Below are 15,097 nucleotides of genomic sequence, written 5' to 3'. Positions count from 1 at the left end.
AGCCTTTAGGGTTTCACTTTGATTTCCACAAACAGCGAATAATAGTAAGGATCAGCATTGGTGGCACTTTCGATGTACAAGCCCGACTCGCGCAGATTTTGCAGAAAATGATCCCATTTTACGGCTGAAGCAAAGGTATCCACGCTGTCGTTCCAAAGGGTGTTGGCATACAGAATTTTGTCGCTGTAATACATCACGATCTTTTTGAAAAGCGTAAGTTCCTTTTGTTTTTCAGCCAGTTGTTCTTTTAAGGACTCGATTCCCGAGAAATACTGGCAGAGCAGGATGGAACCTCCCTTTTTAAGCAACGATGCCGCTTTTTTCAGAACCGCTTTCTGATCTTCCTGGCTGAAATAGAACAGCACATAGTTCATCAGCACAAAATTGTAACGTTTAAGGGTATTCAGTTCAAAAAAGTCGGTGTTGATGATCTCCACGTTTGCGTCGGTTGAGAATTTTTCACGGGTTGCGTGGTAAACTTCCGGGTTGATTTCAACGCCGGTAAGCTGCGAACCGGGAAAGGTTTCGCGAACCAGTTCTACGTAATTGCCATAGCCGCAGCCCAGGTCGAATACCTTGGGGTGTTGCAGGTTTGCCGCAAGTTGGCTGATGTATTTTTGAAACAGGTGGCGGGTAAAATTGTGAAAGGCGCTGCGTCCTGATTCGGTATAATAAGCTTCGTCGAATGGACTGCGGATTTTGTTGCCTGCCTGAAACTTCCAGAGATGAAACAAAGTCTCGCTTAGCCGTATTTCGTAATCCAGTTGATTCGACTGCACCAGCCTTTCCCAGGTTTTGCGGTGTTTTCGGATGTGCTTAAATGGGGTTTCAGGCTGGCGGTATTTTTTTACCAGGTCGCGAATGTGCAGAAAATCATCCACCAGCTGCCGCTCCGCTTCTGATACTTTTGTGCTCGCGGGCTTTTCACTTTTTTTCAGCAAAACAAGGAGCTGATCTTTAGCCAGGCTGCTGTATTCAGCCTTTACTTTCCATTGGCTGTCCTGTTTTTCAACAAGGCCCAGATGGATAAGAAAGCGGGCAAAAGAATGGTTGGTAGATTCATCTTCAGAATTTAAGTCATCCAAAACAGACTGATTTTGAGAAAGCGAAGCCAAACCGATTACGCGTAAATAATTCAGAAAGCGTTCGTAGAAATCGAGTTTGTAAGCCATCTTCCCCGGTTTCAGAAAACGAATGGTTTGAACCAGAAAACGGATGGATGCGGATAACTCAACGGGGGAAGAGGATTCGTTAAAACTCAGGAAGTTTAATTCGTTATTTCGGATCATTTTCAATGAAAGTTAGGGATGTTTTATACTATGTTAGCGAAGCCATTTTTCCAGTCGGGGGAAGGTGGTAGCGCCTGGTTTATTCTCATCATTTTTGCAAAAGCCCATCCAGGTTAAAAGCGGTAGGCCAATGTAGTTTTTGTTTTCAAATTGTTCGATCAGCCAGTCGGCATCGCCTTTGTACCCATCGGGATGAAATACAACCCGGGGAGGTATTTCCAAATGAAGCAGTGCTGCATACGACCAAAGAATGGCTCCCGGTTCGTCGCCTGGTTTGGGCCATTGCTCCGGCATTTCCGAAGTGCCGATCAGGGGGCGTAAATGAGCTTCGGTAACCGCCACATGTCCGGCTTCGTGCAGCAGGTCGCCCGGATATTTCAGCCGGGTTCTGTCGAGAAGTATCCCGCTTTCTTTGGGAAACAGCCCCGGTAGAAAACAATCATCCTTCAAACCGGTTTCCTTTACTTTTATGCCTATTCCATTCAGAAAATCAATGATCCGGCCGAGCATCATTTCATCGTAAGCGGTAGGGGCCGCTTTTGTTTTTGTGTTCATTTTCAAAAGGGTGATAATTTAAAGGAGTATAACAGCCGGTAGCCGGCAAAGTTGAATGGTATAAAAAAGAGCGTCGTTAATAAATGACATTGGTGCAGATTAATTAACAAACGCTGCCGGAATAAAAATATTGACGGACTTTCAGACAACGACGTCCGATTGTCTATACATTTGCGGCTTAATTTTTAGATCTGGTCGTTCATGGCACATTTATTTCAACCCAAATTCTTAAGTGTATTAAAACAGGGATACACCAAACAACAGTTTACCAAAGACCTTTTTGCCGGAATCATCGTAGGTATTGTGGCTTTGCCGCTGGCCATCGCTTTTGCAGTGGCTTCGGGTGTTTCTCCCGAAAAAGGATTGATCACGGCAGTAGTGGCAGGGTTTATCATTTCGGTACTTGGAGGAAGCCGCGTACAGATTGGCGGACCTACCGGTGCTTTTATTGTTATTGTACTCGGAATTCTGCAAACCTACGGTTTTAATGGTTTGCTTATTTCCACCATGATGGCCGGTGTTATCTTGATTTTGTTTGGCCTTCTGAGGCTGGGATCTTTGCTGAAGTTTATCCCGCATCCGTTGATCGTTGGCTTTACCAGTGGTATTGCACTGGTTATTTTCTCAACCCAGATAAAAGATGCGCTGGGCCTAACGATCGAAGAACTTCCATCGGCCTTTATTCCCAAGTGGGGAGCCTATTTTTCGGGGCTGGGAAGTATGAATTACTGGGCGGTTGGTATTACGATTGTTACAATACTGATCACTGTGTTTTTCAAAAAAGTAACCAGCAAAATTCCGGGTTCGTTTGTGGCTATTTTGGTGATAACCGCCCTGGTTCAACTGCTGGATGTGCCGGTAACCACCATTGAAACAGTTTTTGGAGAGATTCCCAATAAAATAGAACTGGCTGTTCCGTCGATAGAATGGAGCGAGTTGGGCGCCTACCTGGCTCCCGCACTTACCATTGCTTTGCTGGGCGGTATCGAGTCGCTGCTATCGGCCGTTGTAGCCGACGGGATGATCGGAGGTAACCACCGTTCCAACACGGAACTGATTGCACAAGGGGTAGCCAATGTGGTAACTCCTTTGTTTGGCGGAATTCCGGCCACCGGAGCCATTGCACGTACGGCCACCAACGTAAAAAACGGAGGGCGTACACCCATCGCCGGATTGATACATGCGATTACTTTATTGCTGATTATGTTGTTTGTCGGGAAGTGGGCAAAGCTGATCCCGATGTCGTGTCTGGCAGGTATTCTGATTGTGGTAGCCTATAACATGAGCGAATGGCGTTCGTTTGTGTCCATTCTGAAAGGATCGGGTTTTGATATCCTGGTGTTGTTGGTTACTTTCTTCCTGACGGTTTTGGTCGATCTTACGTATGCAATTCAGATCGGAGTGGTACTTTCTTCGCTGTTGTTTATGAAACGCATGGCCGACTCGGGTAAAAATGCCACCATGGAAGTGGACAGCGATGTGCTGGAAAACTATGCGTCGTTGCCCGAAGGTGTGGCGATTTACGAAATTAGCGGGCCTTTCTTTTTTGCATCGGCCAAACAATATTGTTCCATTCTGAAATCGATCGGATCGAGATCGCGGGTGCTGATCATCCGTATGCGCCACGTTCCTTTTATCGACGCAACGGGTATTCATAACCTCAAGGCGGTGGTATCGGAACTAAAACACGGGCACACAAGGGTTATCCTTTCGGGTGTTCGTCCCGAGGTGTTAAAAGAGCTGGAAAAACATGAAGTAACCGGATTGCTGGGCGAAGGAATGATTCTTCCGAGTTTTGACCTGGCTATTTCAAAAGCGCGGGAATTGTAGCAGGGTGTCCCGAAAGCAACTTTGGAACACCCTTGTTGGAGTTTCTTTACAAACAGGGAAGCTATAAGTCTTCCCCGTATTGCCAGCCGTCACGAACCGGTTCCTTTATATAATTGTTTAAGGCCTCGTTGTTGGTGACTTTCATATTTTGAGCATCGTATTCAACCCGGGTGTTAAAGCGTTGGGCCAAAACACCTAGTAGTGCCATTTCGGTCAAGTCGGCGGCATAATCAAAATTCGAGCCCGGTAGCGGGCCTTCTCCTGTCAGTGCCCGGAAGAATTCCTGCTGCGGGCCTCCTTCAATCCGGGGAATGCTTGCTTCGGGCATTTCTTTCTCCACCCAGTTGTCCCAATCAGCTTTCGACATCATTAGCTGGGCATTGTTGGGTCGTCCGCCGGTTATAATGTTTTGCTTTTCGCCAACCATAATCATTCCCGATCCGGGTAGTTCCGGAATTTTCCATTCGGGCCGGTTTTCGGGTTTTAACCCCCCTTCGTACCACATTAAGGTAACAGGCGGTTGGTTGCCACGCTCCGCGAATTCAAATTTTATGATCGACTGATCGGGTAAAAATCCTTCGGGAGCACCCGAGTGAAAAAGTGCTTCGGTGGTGTGGGGCATTCCCAGGTTGAGCGACCAGAAAGGTGCGTCGAGCGTATGACAGGCCCAGTCGCCCAGTTCGCCATTCCCGAAATCGTAAAAGCCGCGCCAGGTTTTCGGAGCATAAACACTGTTGTAAGGTCTTTTGGCAGCCGGGCCAAGCCACAAATCCCAATCAAGAGATTCAGGGATAGCCTGTGCCTGTGGCGGATAATTATCAGCTTTGTTAAAATATTTGTCGGGGCCAAATTCAGGGCCGTCAAACCAGGCAATTACTTCTTTTACCTGTCCCAGAACGCCGGCATCCACCCATTCTTTTACGCGTCGGATTCCGTCGGTGGCATGTCCCTGATTCCCCATTTGGGTGATTACGTTGTAATAATGAGCTGCCTTTTTCAAGGTTCTCAGCTGCCACACGTTGTGCGCAAGCGGTTTTTCAACATACACGTGCTTCCCCAGTTGCATGGCCGCTACGGCTGCCGGGAAATGCGTATGGTCGGGTGTGGAGATCATCACCGCATCGATCTCGTTGCTCATTTCATCCAGCATTTTCCGGAAGTCTTTGAACTTACGCGCATTCGGAAAGGTGTTAAAACCTTTTGCTGCTCGCTGGTCATCTACATCGCACATGGCAACCACATTGTGTATGGCTTGCCCGTTTTCATCGAGGCAGGAGCTCCACTGGGCTTCTCCGCGGCCGCCAACGCCTACAATGGCAATGTTTAATTTTTTGGAAGGAGAGCAACTCAGGAGGTGGGGGATGATGGCTGTTCCGGCAACCACAGCAGAAGTCGACCGAATGAAATTTCTTCTTGTAAGTGAATTCATTGTATCAGGTTAAATGGTTTAGAATGCTATCAAATATATTAATTAATATTCAGAATGTGGAAGTTATACAAATGGTTTTAAGGGTTTCAAAGTTCAGTCGTTGGCTGTTTTCTGAAAGGTTCTCAGAGATTAACAGCAAGATACCGTTACTTTATTCAGATTCACCCTGATTCTGAGTGCTCAGGATCGCTTACCCGCAGTTATTATTGTTCCTCCCTTCCAAGGTGATGATTAGATCAGTTGTTAGACACTGAAAGTGTCGGATATCAATAACCCGGTGCAAAGCGCCGGGTAAATAACAAGTCCACTTTTTCGTCCGGCGAAGAAAGTTGTTTTGTAATGGTTCGTGATTCCGGACGAAAAAACATTGACCTGGAATTAAATGCGAGCTATAAAAAGATATGATAAGATTGACTCAATCAGCAACAACCTGTTTTCAATCTTAAATCAATCCCGGAGATTACTGAAAGTAGTCGGAGTATGCTTCGCCTTCGTTGAAATACTGTTTGGGCGACATGCCCGAGAGTTTCTGAAAATCGTTTGTCATGTGCGATTGGTCGTAATAACCGCATTTGAAAGTAAGCTCCGTGAGGTTTTGTTCTTTGTTTTTTGCTTTTTGAGCCAGGGCATTTTGAAAACGGACAATTTTCAAAAATTGTTTGGGCGAAGTTCCGATAGTGTGCGAGAAAGCTCTTTCAAATTGTTTTCGGCTGTAACAGGCTGCCAATGCCAGAAAGTCGATGCTGGCAAGCCCTTTTGATTGGTTGATTTGCTGAACACTTTCTTCTATCCGGTTGAAATAATTGTTGCCCGTGTTCTTTTGCAAAATACGGAGCAAATGGCTTTCTGCAATCGCTATTCTTTCTGCAAACGAAGTGGCTTCGTACAAACGCGATTCCAATTCATCGGTCTCTTCTTTGTATATAAATTTCAACGGAACATTTTGATTGGACAACTCCGAAAGCGGGAGGTCGGTGAACATTGACAGACCGTGTGGATAAAAAAGGATGGAGAAGAGGGAAAGCTTTCCTGTAATCTGAATGTCGTAAAACTCGCTTAACTGACCTGTCAGCAAAGTGTTTTCGCTAAACGACTTGCCCGGGGTTTTTGATACAGGTCTATCGCCCAGGTAAAACGTAAGTTCTAACAGTCCGTGAGGAACGATTCGCTGGGTATGTTCCTGACCGGCAGGAATGCAATTGTCAATGCTCCAGTACTGCTTCACAAACTTTGACAGCCGCGGCGAAGGCTTGGAAATATAGTATTTCATAGGCAGGCTATTCAGGAATACAAATCTAATGTTTTGGAATAGAGATGAAGGTTTTGCAGGTACAAAACCTTCATCTCATTTTTCTGCTATTCGTCTCCGTAAAGTCCAACCTTGTTTCCTTCGCTATCGATAAACAGGGCAAAGTATCCCAGGTTTTCGACCTCAATCTTTGTTTTCGTTCGTACCATTGTTCCGTTGTTCTTTTTAATTCTTTCGATGGTGCCGTCCAGGTCTTTTCCGGTGTTGAAACTTACCAGCGTTCCGTCTTTGCTAGGATTAAAATCAGGAGCTTGCGAAATGGCGCCTTCTCCGTTGGGGAAACAAGCCATTTTTTCGTGGCCGTAATCCGCCACATGAAGCTCGATATTTAGCACCGAACTGTAGAATTTTACTGCTCTTTCGAAATCTGTCGCCGGGATCTCTACCCATGAAATTAACTTTGTCATTGTTTTGCCTTTTTAAAAATTACAACACAAAAGTATCTCCCGTCAATTGCTTAAACTTGGAAAATTGCGACATCCTGCATTCTGAGGTTTTTATTTTTGGGATGGAACCGCATTGAAAAAACAATGACTCTTAAAGATTGAGGGAGAGAAAATGCCGGCAACGGTTTCTTTATAGCCTTTGCGATGTGGATTCAGCGCTTAGCTTTTATCTTCAAGCCTTATTCTCATTAAACACTGTTTGCAATCAAACTGTAGCAAATATTTTCTGTTTTGATCTTCCAGGTAGAGTGGTTCGGGTGGTGTGTTTTGGGCTCCCTGAAATCGTTCGCAATAACCCAATTCATACTTTAAGCAGTAACGCGTTGTCATTAACAGCTGGTTTTCTTTTGCTGAACTTACTTCAAGCGCCTCTTCCTGCTTTTCTACGCCATGTTCCCGGTAAAACTGCGCCGCTTTTTCGTTTGAAATATTCGCAGAAAAATCTACTTCTTTTTGAGGGAAGTCAATCGTTTTTAGTTGTTGATCTGTATCTTTTCTTGCAAACGCTGCAATCCGGGCCGCTTCGTGTTTTTCAAACAGTATCCTTCTGATCTCGTTCAATTCCGACATGCGGAAAAAATAACTCGCTTGGCAGTTGTTCTTCACTTCCGTAATGTTGAACATTGAATTGCCCGACTTGGAAAGCTGAGAAACAAGATTTCTGTCAGCAGATTCAGGGTTTTTGGCCGGTTCGGGTAATTCCGTCATCACGTAATCGGATGACAGATGATCCTCGTCGGAAAGTTCAAAATGCAGCGAGCTATCCTTTTCTGTCACACTAATAGTGGCCGCTACTTTGCGCACCGATTTATCTGCTTCCAGCATTTTAATGAACTCGTGATCATGGTTGCGGTAAAGGTCGACTCCCGGCGAAAGGTTGGAGGTACTGCTTATAAAGACCTTGTTGTCAACTACCTTGTCAACTCTGAATCCAATGAGTTCATTTTTCAGGATAAAACACAATCCATCGCCGTTATTTACGGTTTCAGTCGCTTTCAGAGTTATGTAACCTGAGCCAACTTTTTCAACGGTTCCAATTTTTTTGCCGATTGATTTCGGAGAATAGGTGTTGATCAGTTTTTTTGATCGCCCCTGCAGAAAGTAATGAGTGCTGTGCCGGTTGAAGCTTCTTTCCGGGTCAGGTTCAAAACTGATCTCCGTGTTCCCGGATGATGCTTTAGCATATTCCCGATCGGAGTTCAGAATTTCGTCCAGTTTTCTCCGGTAATAACTTACCACATTTTTGATGTAATTGATGTCTTTCAGCCTTCCCTCAATTTTCAGGCTGCTTATTCCGGCACGAATCAATTCGGATAAATTGCTACTTAGGTTCAGATCTTTCAGCGAAAGCAGATGACTATGGAGGATGATTTTTTTGCCGTTTCCATCCACCAAATTGTAAGGATGCCGGCAGGCCTGGGTACACATTCCCCGGTTGGCACTTCTTCCGGTTGTAACCTCGCTAAAATAGCACTGCCCGCTAAGACTGACGCACAATGCACCGTGAACAAAATATTCCAGCTCGGTACTGGTTGCAGCTCTGATCTTTTGGATTTCCCGAAGCGACAACTCACGCGCCAGCACTATGCGGTCAAAACCAAGCTGGTCGTGAAAGCAGATTCGATCGGTTGTATAATTATTGGTTTGTGTACTGGCGTGAAGCGGAATACGGGGGATGTTCATTTTCAAAATGCCCATATCCTGAATAATAAGTGCATCGGCTCCGGCATTGTAAATCTGGTGAATTAGTTTTTCGGCTTCTTCCAGTTCGTTGTTGTACAAAATGGTATTTAGTGCGACAAAAACTTTCGCCCTGTACTTGTGTGCAAACTGAACCAGCTCCTCAATATCGGCCACTGAATTTGACGCAGCAGCTCTTGCTCCAAAACGGCTGGCCCCGATGTATACCGCATCGGCTCCGTAGTTTATTGCAGCCTTTCCGGATTCAAGGTTTTTGGCAGGAGCTAAAAGTTCTATTTCTGTCATATTTTTCAATGGTAAATATAAATCTACCGGATCATTATTTGCCGATTCACATTCTTTTGGCAAAAGTAAACCAATTTCACCATTTTTCTTTTTTGAAGGAGGGTTTATAACGCGAGTGTTATTTGCAACGAAAGATTCAGATAATAGTAACAGACCTGGTCCGAGAGTGATATTTTTGCTAGTCTGTTGTTTGGTTATTTGAAAGGAAACAGGGAACAGCTATTGCTGCGGCCGTAGTTATTGGCTTTTGCTTTACTGGATGGAAAACAGCTCGTTTTTCTATGTGGTTCTAACAGGATCATTAAAATTGTGGGGTTGTGCAACAGCTATCATTGTTAGGTGCTGGTATTATTTAGTTATTATTTCTCTTAATCTATTTCTTGTGTCTTTATACATGTCTTGTATTTTCAATCCTTTCGTTAATTTCTCCAATTGTCGTCTATTTTTTAAAGTATATATAAGAAATGTTACAATTCCTAAATCAATGTATAAATCCTTTAAATCAAAAACGAACCAAGGTTTAAGGTATATATAGTCAAGTGTCCCATTTTTCCATATTAGATTACCAATCAACGCACAGATTACAGCAGCCATCATAAATACAATTGCTATATCAATCAGTTTTTTATTCGCAGGAATATTATTTCTCAAGAATGAAAAAAACATTGGGATAAATATTCCAATCAATATGTATAATATAACATGGGGAAACAATCCGACGTTTACTCCGAAATTTTTATTTAATAGTGTATTTACCCAACTATGCTTTACATTAAATGTTGGTTTAAATTCAAAAAGTGAAGGAATAATCTCAAAATGTATATCTCCGTATAAATTATGAATCAAAATCTTGATAGCTTGGTCTAGAGTTATTAGCAGGAAAATCCATGTTATAATATCCCGTGTTTTCATCTCAAACTATTCTGTTGATTATCCATTTATGTTTTATTTTTTGGAGGTTCGCTCTTCTTACTCCTAACGGTTGGTGTAAATTTTTGTGGCGGATTTGGAATGCATTTTGTCAGCAAGCAAACATAAAAATTTGGGAAACCCAATTTGCCCCAAACCTTTCAGCGCCATAATGTTTACACGTTGTTAGCGTGTCGTTTTTTATGTTCTTCATTTGTCTAATTTTAAATAACTATTAAAGTGATTTTCTTGACTAATATTTATTCAGATTATCCTTTCCTAGAATAAATAAGTTTTTTCTATTTGATTTTTGAGGTCCAACAAATACAGAGTCAGAGTATATATTCTTATAAATCCACATTCCTGGTTTAATATAATCTCCTATATACTCAGGATACAGATGGTAATTGTAAGCTCCGTCTAGATATACTTTTCCCGATAAGTTGGTAATTTCTAAAACGGTCCATCCTCTATTATTCTTAGCGGAAGTGATATGTCCGTCCAGTTTCATTTGATAAGTTGTTTCTTTTCTTACAATACACTCCTTTTTATTCTTGGGGTATACATATAGTATTCCATAACTAATAAATGCTCCCAAAAATAAGATTGGTATTAATCCATTTGAAATTTTCATATAATTAAAGATTAAACTTATTCAAGAGTACAATCTTTCTAAATTTCTTTGCTTAGTTTACGCATTTAAGAAATCAGTAAATTTCCCTCTTTGGTTACATAATTTTTTAATTTTATTTTAGACAGATATTTATTTTTTGTAAAATCGTACTGTGGTTTCTTCATTAATCCAATAACCTATTTTATATTTTTCATCTTCGATCGGTTCTCCCGTGATATGTACCTCGTCCGATGGAAAATATTTTGAATATCTATCAATTAGTTCGTTTGCTTTATCAATAACATTTGGATCAACTTTTTTTGCCATTTCAAGTTTGTCAACCACCAAACAGAATATCATATCTCTCATGAAATAATTATCCTTGCACGTTTTGCTAAATTCGATATATATTCTGGCAATCATAAAGTATGCTTCACCATAGTTTGGTTTTACATTCAAGGCTTTAAGTGAATAGTCTCTTGCTTGCTCATATTTGCCATTTTGCAAACTTCTCTCAGCTTGAACCAAATATTCTTTCGCATCAGTTGTGTCAGCAACTTGAGCATGATTGGTATTAATTAAAATAAATAGAGACAGTAATGTTAATCTCTTTATATTTTTCATAATTATAATTGAAAATTGAGAGCATTTTAAAATGCTTGCTAACGGCCGGGTATATGGCAAGTAAGGCAATTCGGAGTACAAACCTATCAAGTTTGCACTGAGCCGAAGCTTTTGTTTTGGCACCACTAAAACATTTTTATAGTAGCCGAAGCAAAAGCTTCGGCGGTATTCTATCAAAGAACTGCCGTTCAAAAAATCACTACCTGCCTTATTTGCTATATACATTGTTGTGCGTAGGCTTTTGTTTTCATTTTAGTCATTTTAATGTTCTCAAATAGTCCAATATTTCGTCCGAAGTCTGAATCATTTTGGTTTTTATTTGTTCGGTTAGTTTGTCCAGATTATTAAAATCAGGATTTTCAACCAAGTTCGTTTCAAGAATCGAATATTTGGGCATTTCCATTTTTCCCTTATTCCATTCTGTCTTTTTTAGCAATTCCCAATATTTTTTTTGAATCGGTATCGTATTTCCCAAAAGCCAAATCTCAAATCTCATATCCAAGTGATTTAACACGAGTCCAAATTTTAGCTTTTTACTTTTTAAAAAATCGTTAGAATAATAGAAATATGTAAAGTCCATATATCCATGAAGAATTCCAGCAAAGGAATATTGGTCTGAAAGAGTTTTAATGAATTCCGTTCTTAAATTCATAACTAATTTCACTAACTCATTGTAAGCAATTAAGATGTCTCCTTTTTTCAGTTGGTCTTGATAAATCGAAACATATTTATTCAAATCTTTCATTCTTCCTTTTATTCGGTTTGGTTTTTTAGCTTACGCACAACTAAAATATATATTCCCCTCAAGCTTATCTCTTTGCATAGATTCTAATTTTTTAAGTTCTTAAAATACAGTAAAATATCCATTTACAAACGCTTGCAAACGTTTATTGTCGTTTATAAATGTTTAACAACCGAATAAGCTTTTCGTAGCCCTGTACCTTTGTTTCAGTTCTTTCGTTCAAGGGGCCCGAAGCAGAAAACGGCTCCACTATATTAACAAAAAAATTACACATCATGAATGCATTAAAAAACAGCGTCAGGCTTCTCGGACATCTGGGCGACAACCCGCAGGTAAGAAAGCTCGGCAGTGGGAAAACCGTTGCTAATTTCAGTATAGCAACCAACGAAATTTACCGTGACAGTAACGGCGAAAAGAAGAGTGAAACCACCTGGCACCGGCTGGTAGCTTGGGGCAAACAGGCCGAAATTGCGGAAAAATACCTGAAAAAAGGATCGGAAATATCGATCGAGGGGAAACTGACCAACCGGACGTATGAAGATAAAAAGGGTGAGAAGCAGTACATCACCGAAATTGTAATCAATCAAATGCTGATGCTGGATAAATCCGCCATTTAGACTGGCTTCATTCAGCACCAAAAGAAAAGCAGGGAGCCTACTGCATCCCTGCTTTCAGATTTATCCTCAACTAAACCTGAACAACGTTCTATCTAATCGGTACCTCCCGGTTTATTTCCCTTGATTTGCCCACGAATCTCACCCCCTCGGTTCTGCGAGGTATGAACGTTTACGTATGCTCCATCGGCATAAAAGGCATCAATGAGGTCCATTAAAGTTATCCCCGCCAGGTTGGCATCGGTAATCACTCCCTCGGCAAGTATGCCGCTGGTCATTCCGGGAATTAAAACCGGCGGTGCTGATGACGGGTAAAGCCATACTACAACAGATCCATTTTGTCCCGCAGGAGCTAAATGGATGTGAGACATTAAGACGTTCTCAATGCTGTCGACAATAAGTTTATACGACAATTCTGTTCCTTCTTTATTCAGCTGAAAGATGGCCTGTCCGCTTGCATCGGTCCAAACGGGCGGAACTTCGTTTTCTCCCGAAAGATGAGTCCTGAAATTCAGCACCTTTTTAGCACTCTTAAGTTGAAGCTCGTTTTGCTGATCAGTTGTTAGATCTTCCTTTTCGCAGGATACAATGGCGAAAACGAGAAAGAATAACAAGGTAAATTTGAATGTTTTCATGTTGTTTTATTTTAAAATGGATTATTAAACTCCTACAATATCTTTCTTCAGCGAGTAGGCGATGGCCAAAACATCCTTTTGGGTTTGTTCATCCACCTTGTTTTTCCCCAAGGCTTTCATGATATCGTCTACTACATGCATATATTCTCCCTGGCTGATGTTCATGCCTTTATGCGACGCCAGCATGTCTTTGCCTTTGTATTCCTGCGGTCCTCCACTGCCGGCAGCCAGAAAGTTGATTAAATGTTGCCGTACTTCAGTAAAATGAGCGGGATGCTCTTTAAGTGGAAGAAAACGGGCATTCACGGCCGGGTTGGTCATGTGGTTTTCTACAATGTCGTCGACGAGCGTGGTTATTCCATCTATGCCTCCAAGTCTTTCATACAATGTCTTTGTTTGCGCCTGATCTTCTTTCATTCTTTTTGTTTTTAGTTAGAAATATGTCGGATAATTGCGGAAACCTGAGACAGGATGTCGGATAAGTGTCCACTTTTTCCCATAAAATCGATTCACATTACTTCACAGAACCTTTGACATGCGGCAAGATTTGGTTGATTTTTTGAACAGAAATGTTCTTTGCTTCTATTAAATTTAGTTCATAACACATTTAAATCCAATAGGGTGACAAATAAATACTCGCAGGTGTTTTATTGTTGTAATTACAATTAGTTTGGAAATGCTCAGAAAATGAGAAAAAAGACCGATGGTTCTTGTTTGCATTTTCGGAAGGAGCAGATTTCATTTTCTCTTTTAATAAAAAATATGTTAATGATTGAGAAAAATAGGTCAGTAAAGCATTGAGTCAGTTTATAGTTATTTCAGAGTTGGTATCAGGCAAAAAGTGGTGCTTGTTGCTTCAAAAATGCCGAATAAGAATCGTTTAACACACTTTAAGGATATCTGTGTCTTTTATTCTTGCGATTGGTTGTTAATTGAACTAACTTGTTTATTATTAGGGGTAAAGGAACTTGTTTTTATTCATTGTAAACAAAAGGAGGATAAATTATGGGAAGCGTAAAAGTTGTTCGTTGCAGCGATGCGGGATTTGATTGCAATGCTGTTTTCCGGTCCGAATCAGAAGAAGAATTGATGGCACAGGTGGCGGCTCATGCCAAAGAAGCGCACAACCTGACGGAGATTACTGATGAGGTGGTGCAGAAAGTTAAATCCATAATGAAGGTAGAGGCCTGAATTGGCTTTCGAAATGTTAAGACTGGTGCTGATCAGTCGGAGAGAAGCGTTTTTTATTTTAAAATTATTTTAAAATGATAGCGAGTTTTATTAAACATAAGGTAGATGATTTCGAAGCATGGAAGAAAGTTTATGAAGAGTTTTCGAAGGTGCGAAAAGAAAAGGGGGTTATTGGAGCCAGTGTTTTACAGGAAATCAGTGACCCGGAAACGGTAATTGTTGTTCATGAGTTTGATAGCCTGGATGTGGCAAGTCGTTTTTTTGAATCGGAAGAGCTGAAAAATGCCATGAAAAATGCCGGAGTCCAGGGACAGCCCGAAATTTGGATCGGGAATGTAAAAGAACGTACACCTTTCTGAAAAGGGGGGGATGCAACAAATAAAGGAGCCTGAATTTTCCGGCTCCTTTATTTGTTTGTCCTTTCCTATTGGGATGAGGGCGCGTTTTGACTTTTTTATTTTTGGGGAACAAACTGTTTGAAACTTCCATAGAAATACTCCAGTTGCTCTTTGGTGAGGTTGTGTTCAACACGGGTACAATTTCCTTCCTTGTTGAGAAAAACTTTGATAAGGGATATATCTTTTTGATAGATTGTATATTCCGGTGCATTGGTTCGTGTGCTGGCATTGGAGTATTGCCAGTTAAGATGTTGCTGGGTGTTTCCCATATCACCGGTATAGTTTAGTGTTAATTTGGATTTGTTGGGAGTGGTAAACATGCCCTTGCTTTGGTATTCATAAAGCATCTCTTTTCCTCCGTCAGAAGTGCTTGTTACGCTCGAGGGAGCTCCCAGTCTTTTAAAAATAATCTTTTCATTTTGTCCGACTAGGGCATAATGGATGGCTTCGTTGGCCAATTTACTGGTTGTTGAACAGGCTCCGAGCAGCATGAGCAAGATAAGTAGAGAAACAGGTAATTTTTTCAT

The 15,097-nt window shown here is 41.5% G+C and carries 17 protein-coding genes; 4 read left to right on the top strand and 13 right to left on the bottom strand.

The window, feature by feature from the left end; all coding sequences use genetic code 11:
- Positions 1–5: 5 nt before the first annotated feature.
- Both INQ51_RS08840 and INQ51_RS08835 read right to left on the bottom strand, forming a co-directional pair.
- Positions 6–1,289, bottom strand: a complete 1,284-nt coding sequence (locus INQ51_RS08840; protein WP_233377609.1) for a class I SAM-dependent methyltransferase — start codon at positions 1,287–1,289, stop codon at positions 6–8.
- Positions 1,290–1,322: 33 nt separating this feature from the next.
- Positions 1,323–1,844 (bottom strand): hypothetical protein, encoded by a 522-nt coding sequence (locus INQ51_RS08835; RefSeq protein WP_233377608.1) that lies wholly within the window; start codon positions 1,842–1,844, stop codon positions 1,323–1,325.
- 201 nt (positions 1,845–2,045) lie between these two features.
- Here INQ51_RS08835 and INQ51_RS08830 point away from each other — a divergent pair, with 201 nt between their 5' ends.
- Entirely contained in the window at positions 2,046–3,674 is a 1,629-nt protein-coding gene (locus tag INQ51_RS08830) for a SulP family inorganic anion transporter (protein ID WP_233377607.1), read from the top strand.
- Between the two features lie 61 nt (positions 3,675–3,735).
- On the opposite strand, the gene INQ51_RS08825 is transcribed toward INQ51_RS08830, so the two are convergent.
- The 8 genes from INQ51_RS08825 to INQ51_RS08790 all read right to left on the bottom strand — a co-directional run bounded on the left by INQ51_RS08825 (position 3,736) and on the right by INQ51_RS08790 (position 11,735).
- Positions 3,736–5,103 carry a Gfo/Idh/MocA family protein gene (locus INQ51_RS08825; protein WP_233377606.1) on the bottom strand — a complete coding sequence of 456 codons (1,368 nt, stop codon included), beginning with the start codon at positions 5,101–5,103 and terminating at the stop codon, positions 3,736–3,738.
- 460 nt (positions 5,104–5,563) lie between these two features.
- A complete protein-coding gene (locus INQ51_RS08820; protein WP_233377605.1) occupies positions 5,564–6,373 on the bottom strand; it encodes a DUF6597 domain-containing transcriptional factor in 810 nt (269 codons plus the stop codon).
- Positions 6,374–6,459: 86 nt separating this feature from the next.
- Positions 6,460–6,819: a VOC family protein gene (locus INQ51_RS08815; protein ID WP_233377604.1), complete on the bottom strand. Its 360-nt coding sequence runs from the start codon at positions 6,817–6,819 to the stop codon at positions 6,460–6,462.
- 198 nt (positions 6,820–7,017) lie between these two features.
- The gene (locus INQ51_RS08810; protein WP_233377603.1) at positions 7,018–8,844 is read right to left on the bottom strand and encodes a peptidase U32 family protein; all 1,827 of its coding nucleotides are present in this window, start codon (positions 8,842–8,844) and stop codon (positions 7,018–7,020) included.
- 348 nt (positions 8,845–9,192) lie between these two features.
- Positions 9,193–9,756, bottom strand: coding sequence for a signal peptidase II (locus INQ51_RS08805; protein ID WP_233377602.1), 564 nt, complete (start codon positions 9,754–9,756; stop codon positions 9,193–9,195).
- A gap of 250 nt (positions 9,757–10,006) precedes the next feature.
- Positions 10,007–10,387, bottom strand: a complete 381-nt coding sequence (locus tag INQ51_RS08800) for a hypothetical protein (RefSeq protein ID WP_233377601.1) — start codon at positions 10,385–10,387, stop codon at positions 10,007–10,009.
- A 129-nt stretch (positions 10,388–10,516) separates the two neighbouring features.
- Positions 10,517–10,990 carry a tetratricopeptide repeat protein gene (locus INQ51_RS08795; protein WP_233377600.1) on the bottom strand — a complete coding sequence of 158 codons (474 nt, stop codon included), beginning with the start codon at positions 10,988–10,990 and terminating at the stop codon, positions 10,517–10,519.
- A 256-nt stretch (positions 10,991–11,246) separates the two neighbouring features.
- The gene (locus tag INQ51_RS08790) at positions 11,247–11,735 is read right to left on the bottom strand and encodes a DUF7000 family protein (protein WP_233377599.1); all 489 of its coding nucleotides are present in this window, start codon (positions 11,733–11,735) and stop codon (positions 11,247–11,249) included.
- Between the two features lie 272 nt (positions 11,736–12,007).
- Here INQ51_RS08790 and INQ51_RS08785 point away from each other — a divergent pair, with 272 nt between their 5' ends.
- Entirely contained in the window at positions 12,008–12,349 is a 342-nt protein-coding gene (locus INQ51_RS08785) for a single-stranded DNA-binding protein (RefSeq protein ID WP_233377598.1), read from the top strand.
- Positions 12,350–12,441: 92 nt separating this feature from the next.
- Here INQ51_RS08785 and INQ51_RS08780 read toward each other — a convergent pair whose 3' ends face one another.
- Both INQ51_RS08780 and INQ51_RS08775 read right to left on the bottom strand, forming a co-directional pair.
- Positions 12,442–12,981: a CHRD domain-containing protein gene (locus tag INQ51_RS08780; RefSeq protein ID WP_233377597.1), complete on the bottom strand. Its 540-nt coding sequence runs from the start codon at positions 12,979–12,981 to the stop codon at positions 12,442–12,444.
- Between the two features lie 24 nt (positions 12,982–13,005).
- Positions 13,006–13,398, bottom strand: coding sequence for a group I truncated hemoglobin (locus tag INQ51_RS08775; protein ID WP_233377596.1), 393 nt, complete (start codon positions 13,396–13,398; stop codon positions 13,006–13,008).
- Positions 13,399–13,986: 588 nt separating this feature from the next.
- On the opposite strand from INQ51_RS08775, the gene INQ51_RS08770 reads away from it, so the two are divergent.
- Both INQ51_RS08770 and INQ51_RS08765 read left to right on the top strand, forming a co-directional pair.
- Positions 13,987–14,172 (top strand): DUF1059 domain-containing protein, encoded by a 186-nt coding sequence (locus INQ51_RS08770; protein ID WP_233377595.1) that lies wholly within the window; start codon positions 13,987–13,989, stop codon positions 14,170–14,172.
- Positions 14,173–14,246: 74 nt separating this feature from the next.
- Complete coding sequence (locus tag INQ51_RS08765; RefSeq protein ID WP_233377594.1) at positions 14,247–14,531, top strand: putative quinol monooxygenase; 285 nt, start codon at positions 14,247–14,249, stop codon at positions 14,529–14,531.
- A gap of 95 nt (positions 14,532–14,626) precedes the next feature.
- Here INQ51_RS08765 and INQ51_RS08760 read toward each other — a convergent pair whose 3' ends face one another.
- A complete protein-coding gene (locus tag INQ51_RS08760) occupies positions 14,627–15,097 on the bottom strand; it encodes a hypothetical protein (RefSeq protein WP_233377593.1) in 471 nt (156 codons plus the stop codon).

Source organism: Maribellus sp. CM-23 (assembly GCF_021354595.1).
In the GTDB taxonomy this organism is placed as follows: domain Bacteria; phylum Bacteroidota; class Bacteroidia; order Bacteroidales; family Prolixibacteraceae; genus Draconibacterium.
This window is presented reverse-complemented; position numbering and strand designations above follow the sequence as displayed.

Coding starts and splice junctions, on each gene's coding strand:
- INQ51_RS08765 (WP_233377594.1), top strand. CDS start 14,247: ATGATAGCGAGTTTTATTAAACATAAGGTAGATGATTTCGAAGCATGG.
- INQ51_RS08785 (WP_233377598.1), top strand. CDS start 12,008: ATGAATGCATTAAAAAACAGCGTCAGGCTTCTCGGACATCTGGGCGAC.
- INQ51_RS08780 (WP_233377597.1), bottom strand. CDS start 12,981: ATGAAAACATTCAAATTTACCTTGTTATTCTTTCTCGTTTTCGCCATT.
- INQ51_RS08790 (WP_233377599.1), bottom strand. CDS start 11,735: ATGAAAGATTTGAATAAATATGTTTCGATTTATCAAGACCAACTGAAA.
- INQ51_RS08770 (WP_233377595.1), top strand. CDS start 13,987: ATGGGAAGCGTAAAAGTTGTTCGTTGCAGCGATGCGGGATTTGATTGC.
- INQ51_RS08810 (WP_233377603.1), bottom strand. CDS start 8,844: ATGACAGAAATAGAACTTTTAGCTCCTGCCAAAAACCTTGAATCCGGA.
- INQ51_RS08825 (WP_233377606.1), bottom strand. CDS start 5,103: ATGAATTCACTTACAAGAAGAAATTTCATTCGGTCGACTTCTGCTGTG.
- INQ51_RS08795 (WP_233377600.1), bottom strand. CDS start 10,990: ATGAAAAATATAAAGAGATTAACATTACTGTCTCTATTTATTTTAATT.
- INQ51_RS08820 (WP_233377605.1), bottom strand. CDS start 6,373: ATGAAATACTATATTTCCAAGCCTTCGCCGCGGCTGTCAAAGTTTGTG.
- INQ51_RS08805 (WP_233377602.1), bottom strand. CDS start 9,756: ATGAAAACACGGGATATTATAACATGGATTTTCCTGCTAATAACTCTA.
- INQ51_RS08815 (WP_233377604.1), bottom strand. CDS start 6,819: ATGACAAAGTTAATTTCATGGGTAGAGATCCCGGCGACAGATTTCGAA.
- INQ51_RS08840 (WP_233377609.1), bottom strand. CDS start 1,289: ATGATCCGAAATAACGAATTAAACTTCCTGAGTTTTAACGAATCCTCT.
- INQ51_RS08800 (WP_233377601.1), bottom strand. CDS start 10,387: ATGAAAATTTCAAATGGATTAATACCAATCTTATTTTTGGGAGCATTT.
- INQ51_RS08830 (WP_233377607.1), top strand. CDS start 2,046: ATGGCACATTTATTTCAACCCAAATTCTTAAGTGTATTAAAACAGGGA.
- INQ51_RS08775 (WP_233377596.1), bottom strand. CDS start 13,398: ATGAAAGAAGATCAGGCGCAAACAAAGACATTGTATGAAAGACTTGGA.
- INQ51_RS08760 (WP_233377593.1), bottom strand. CDS start 15,097: ATGAAAAAATTACCTGTTTCTCTACTTATCTTGCTCATGCTGCTCGGA.
- INQ51_RS08835 (WP_233377608.1), bottom strand. CDS start 1,844: ATGAACACAAAAACAAAAGCGGCCCCTACCGCTTACGATGAAATGATG.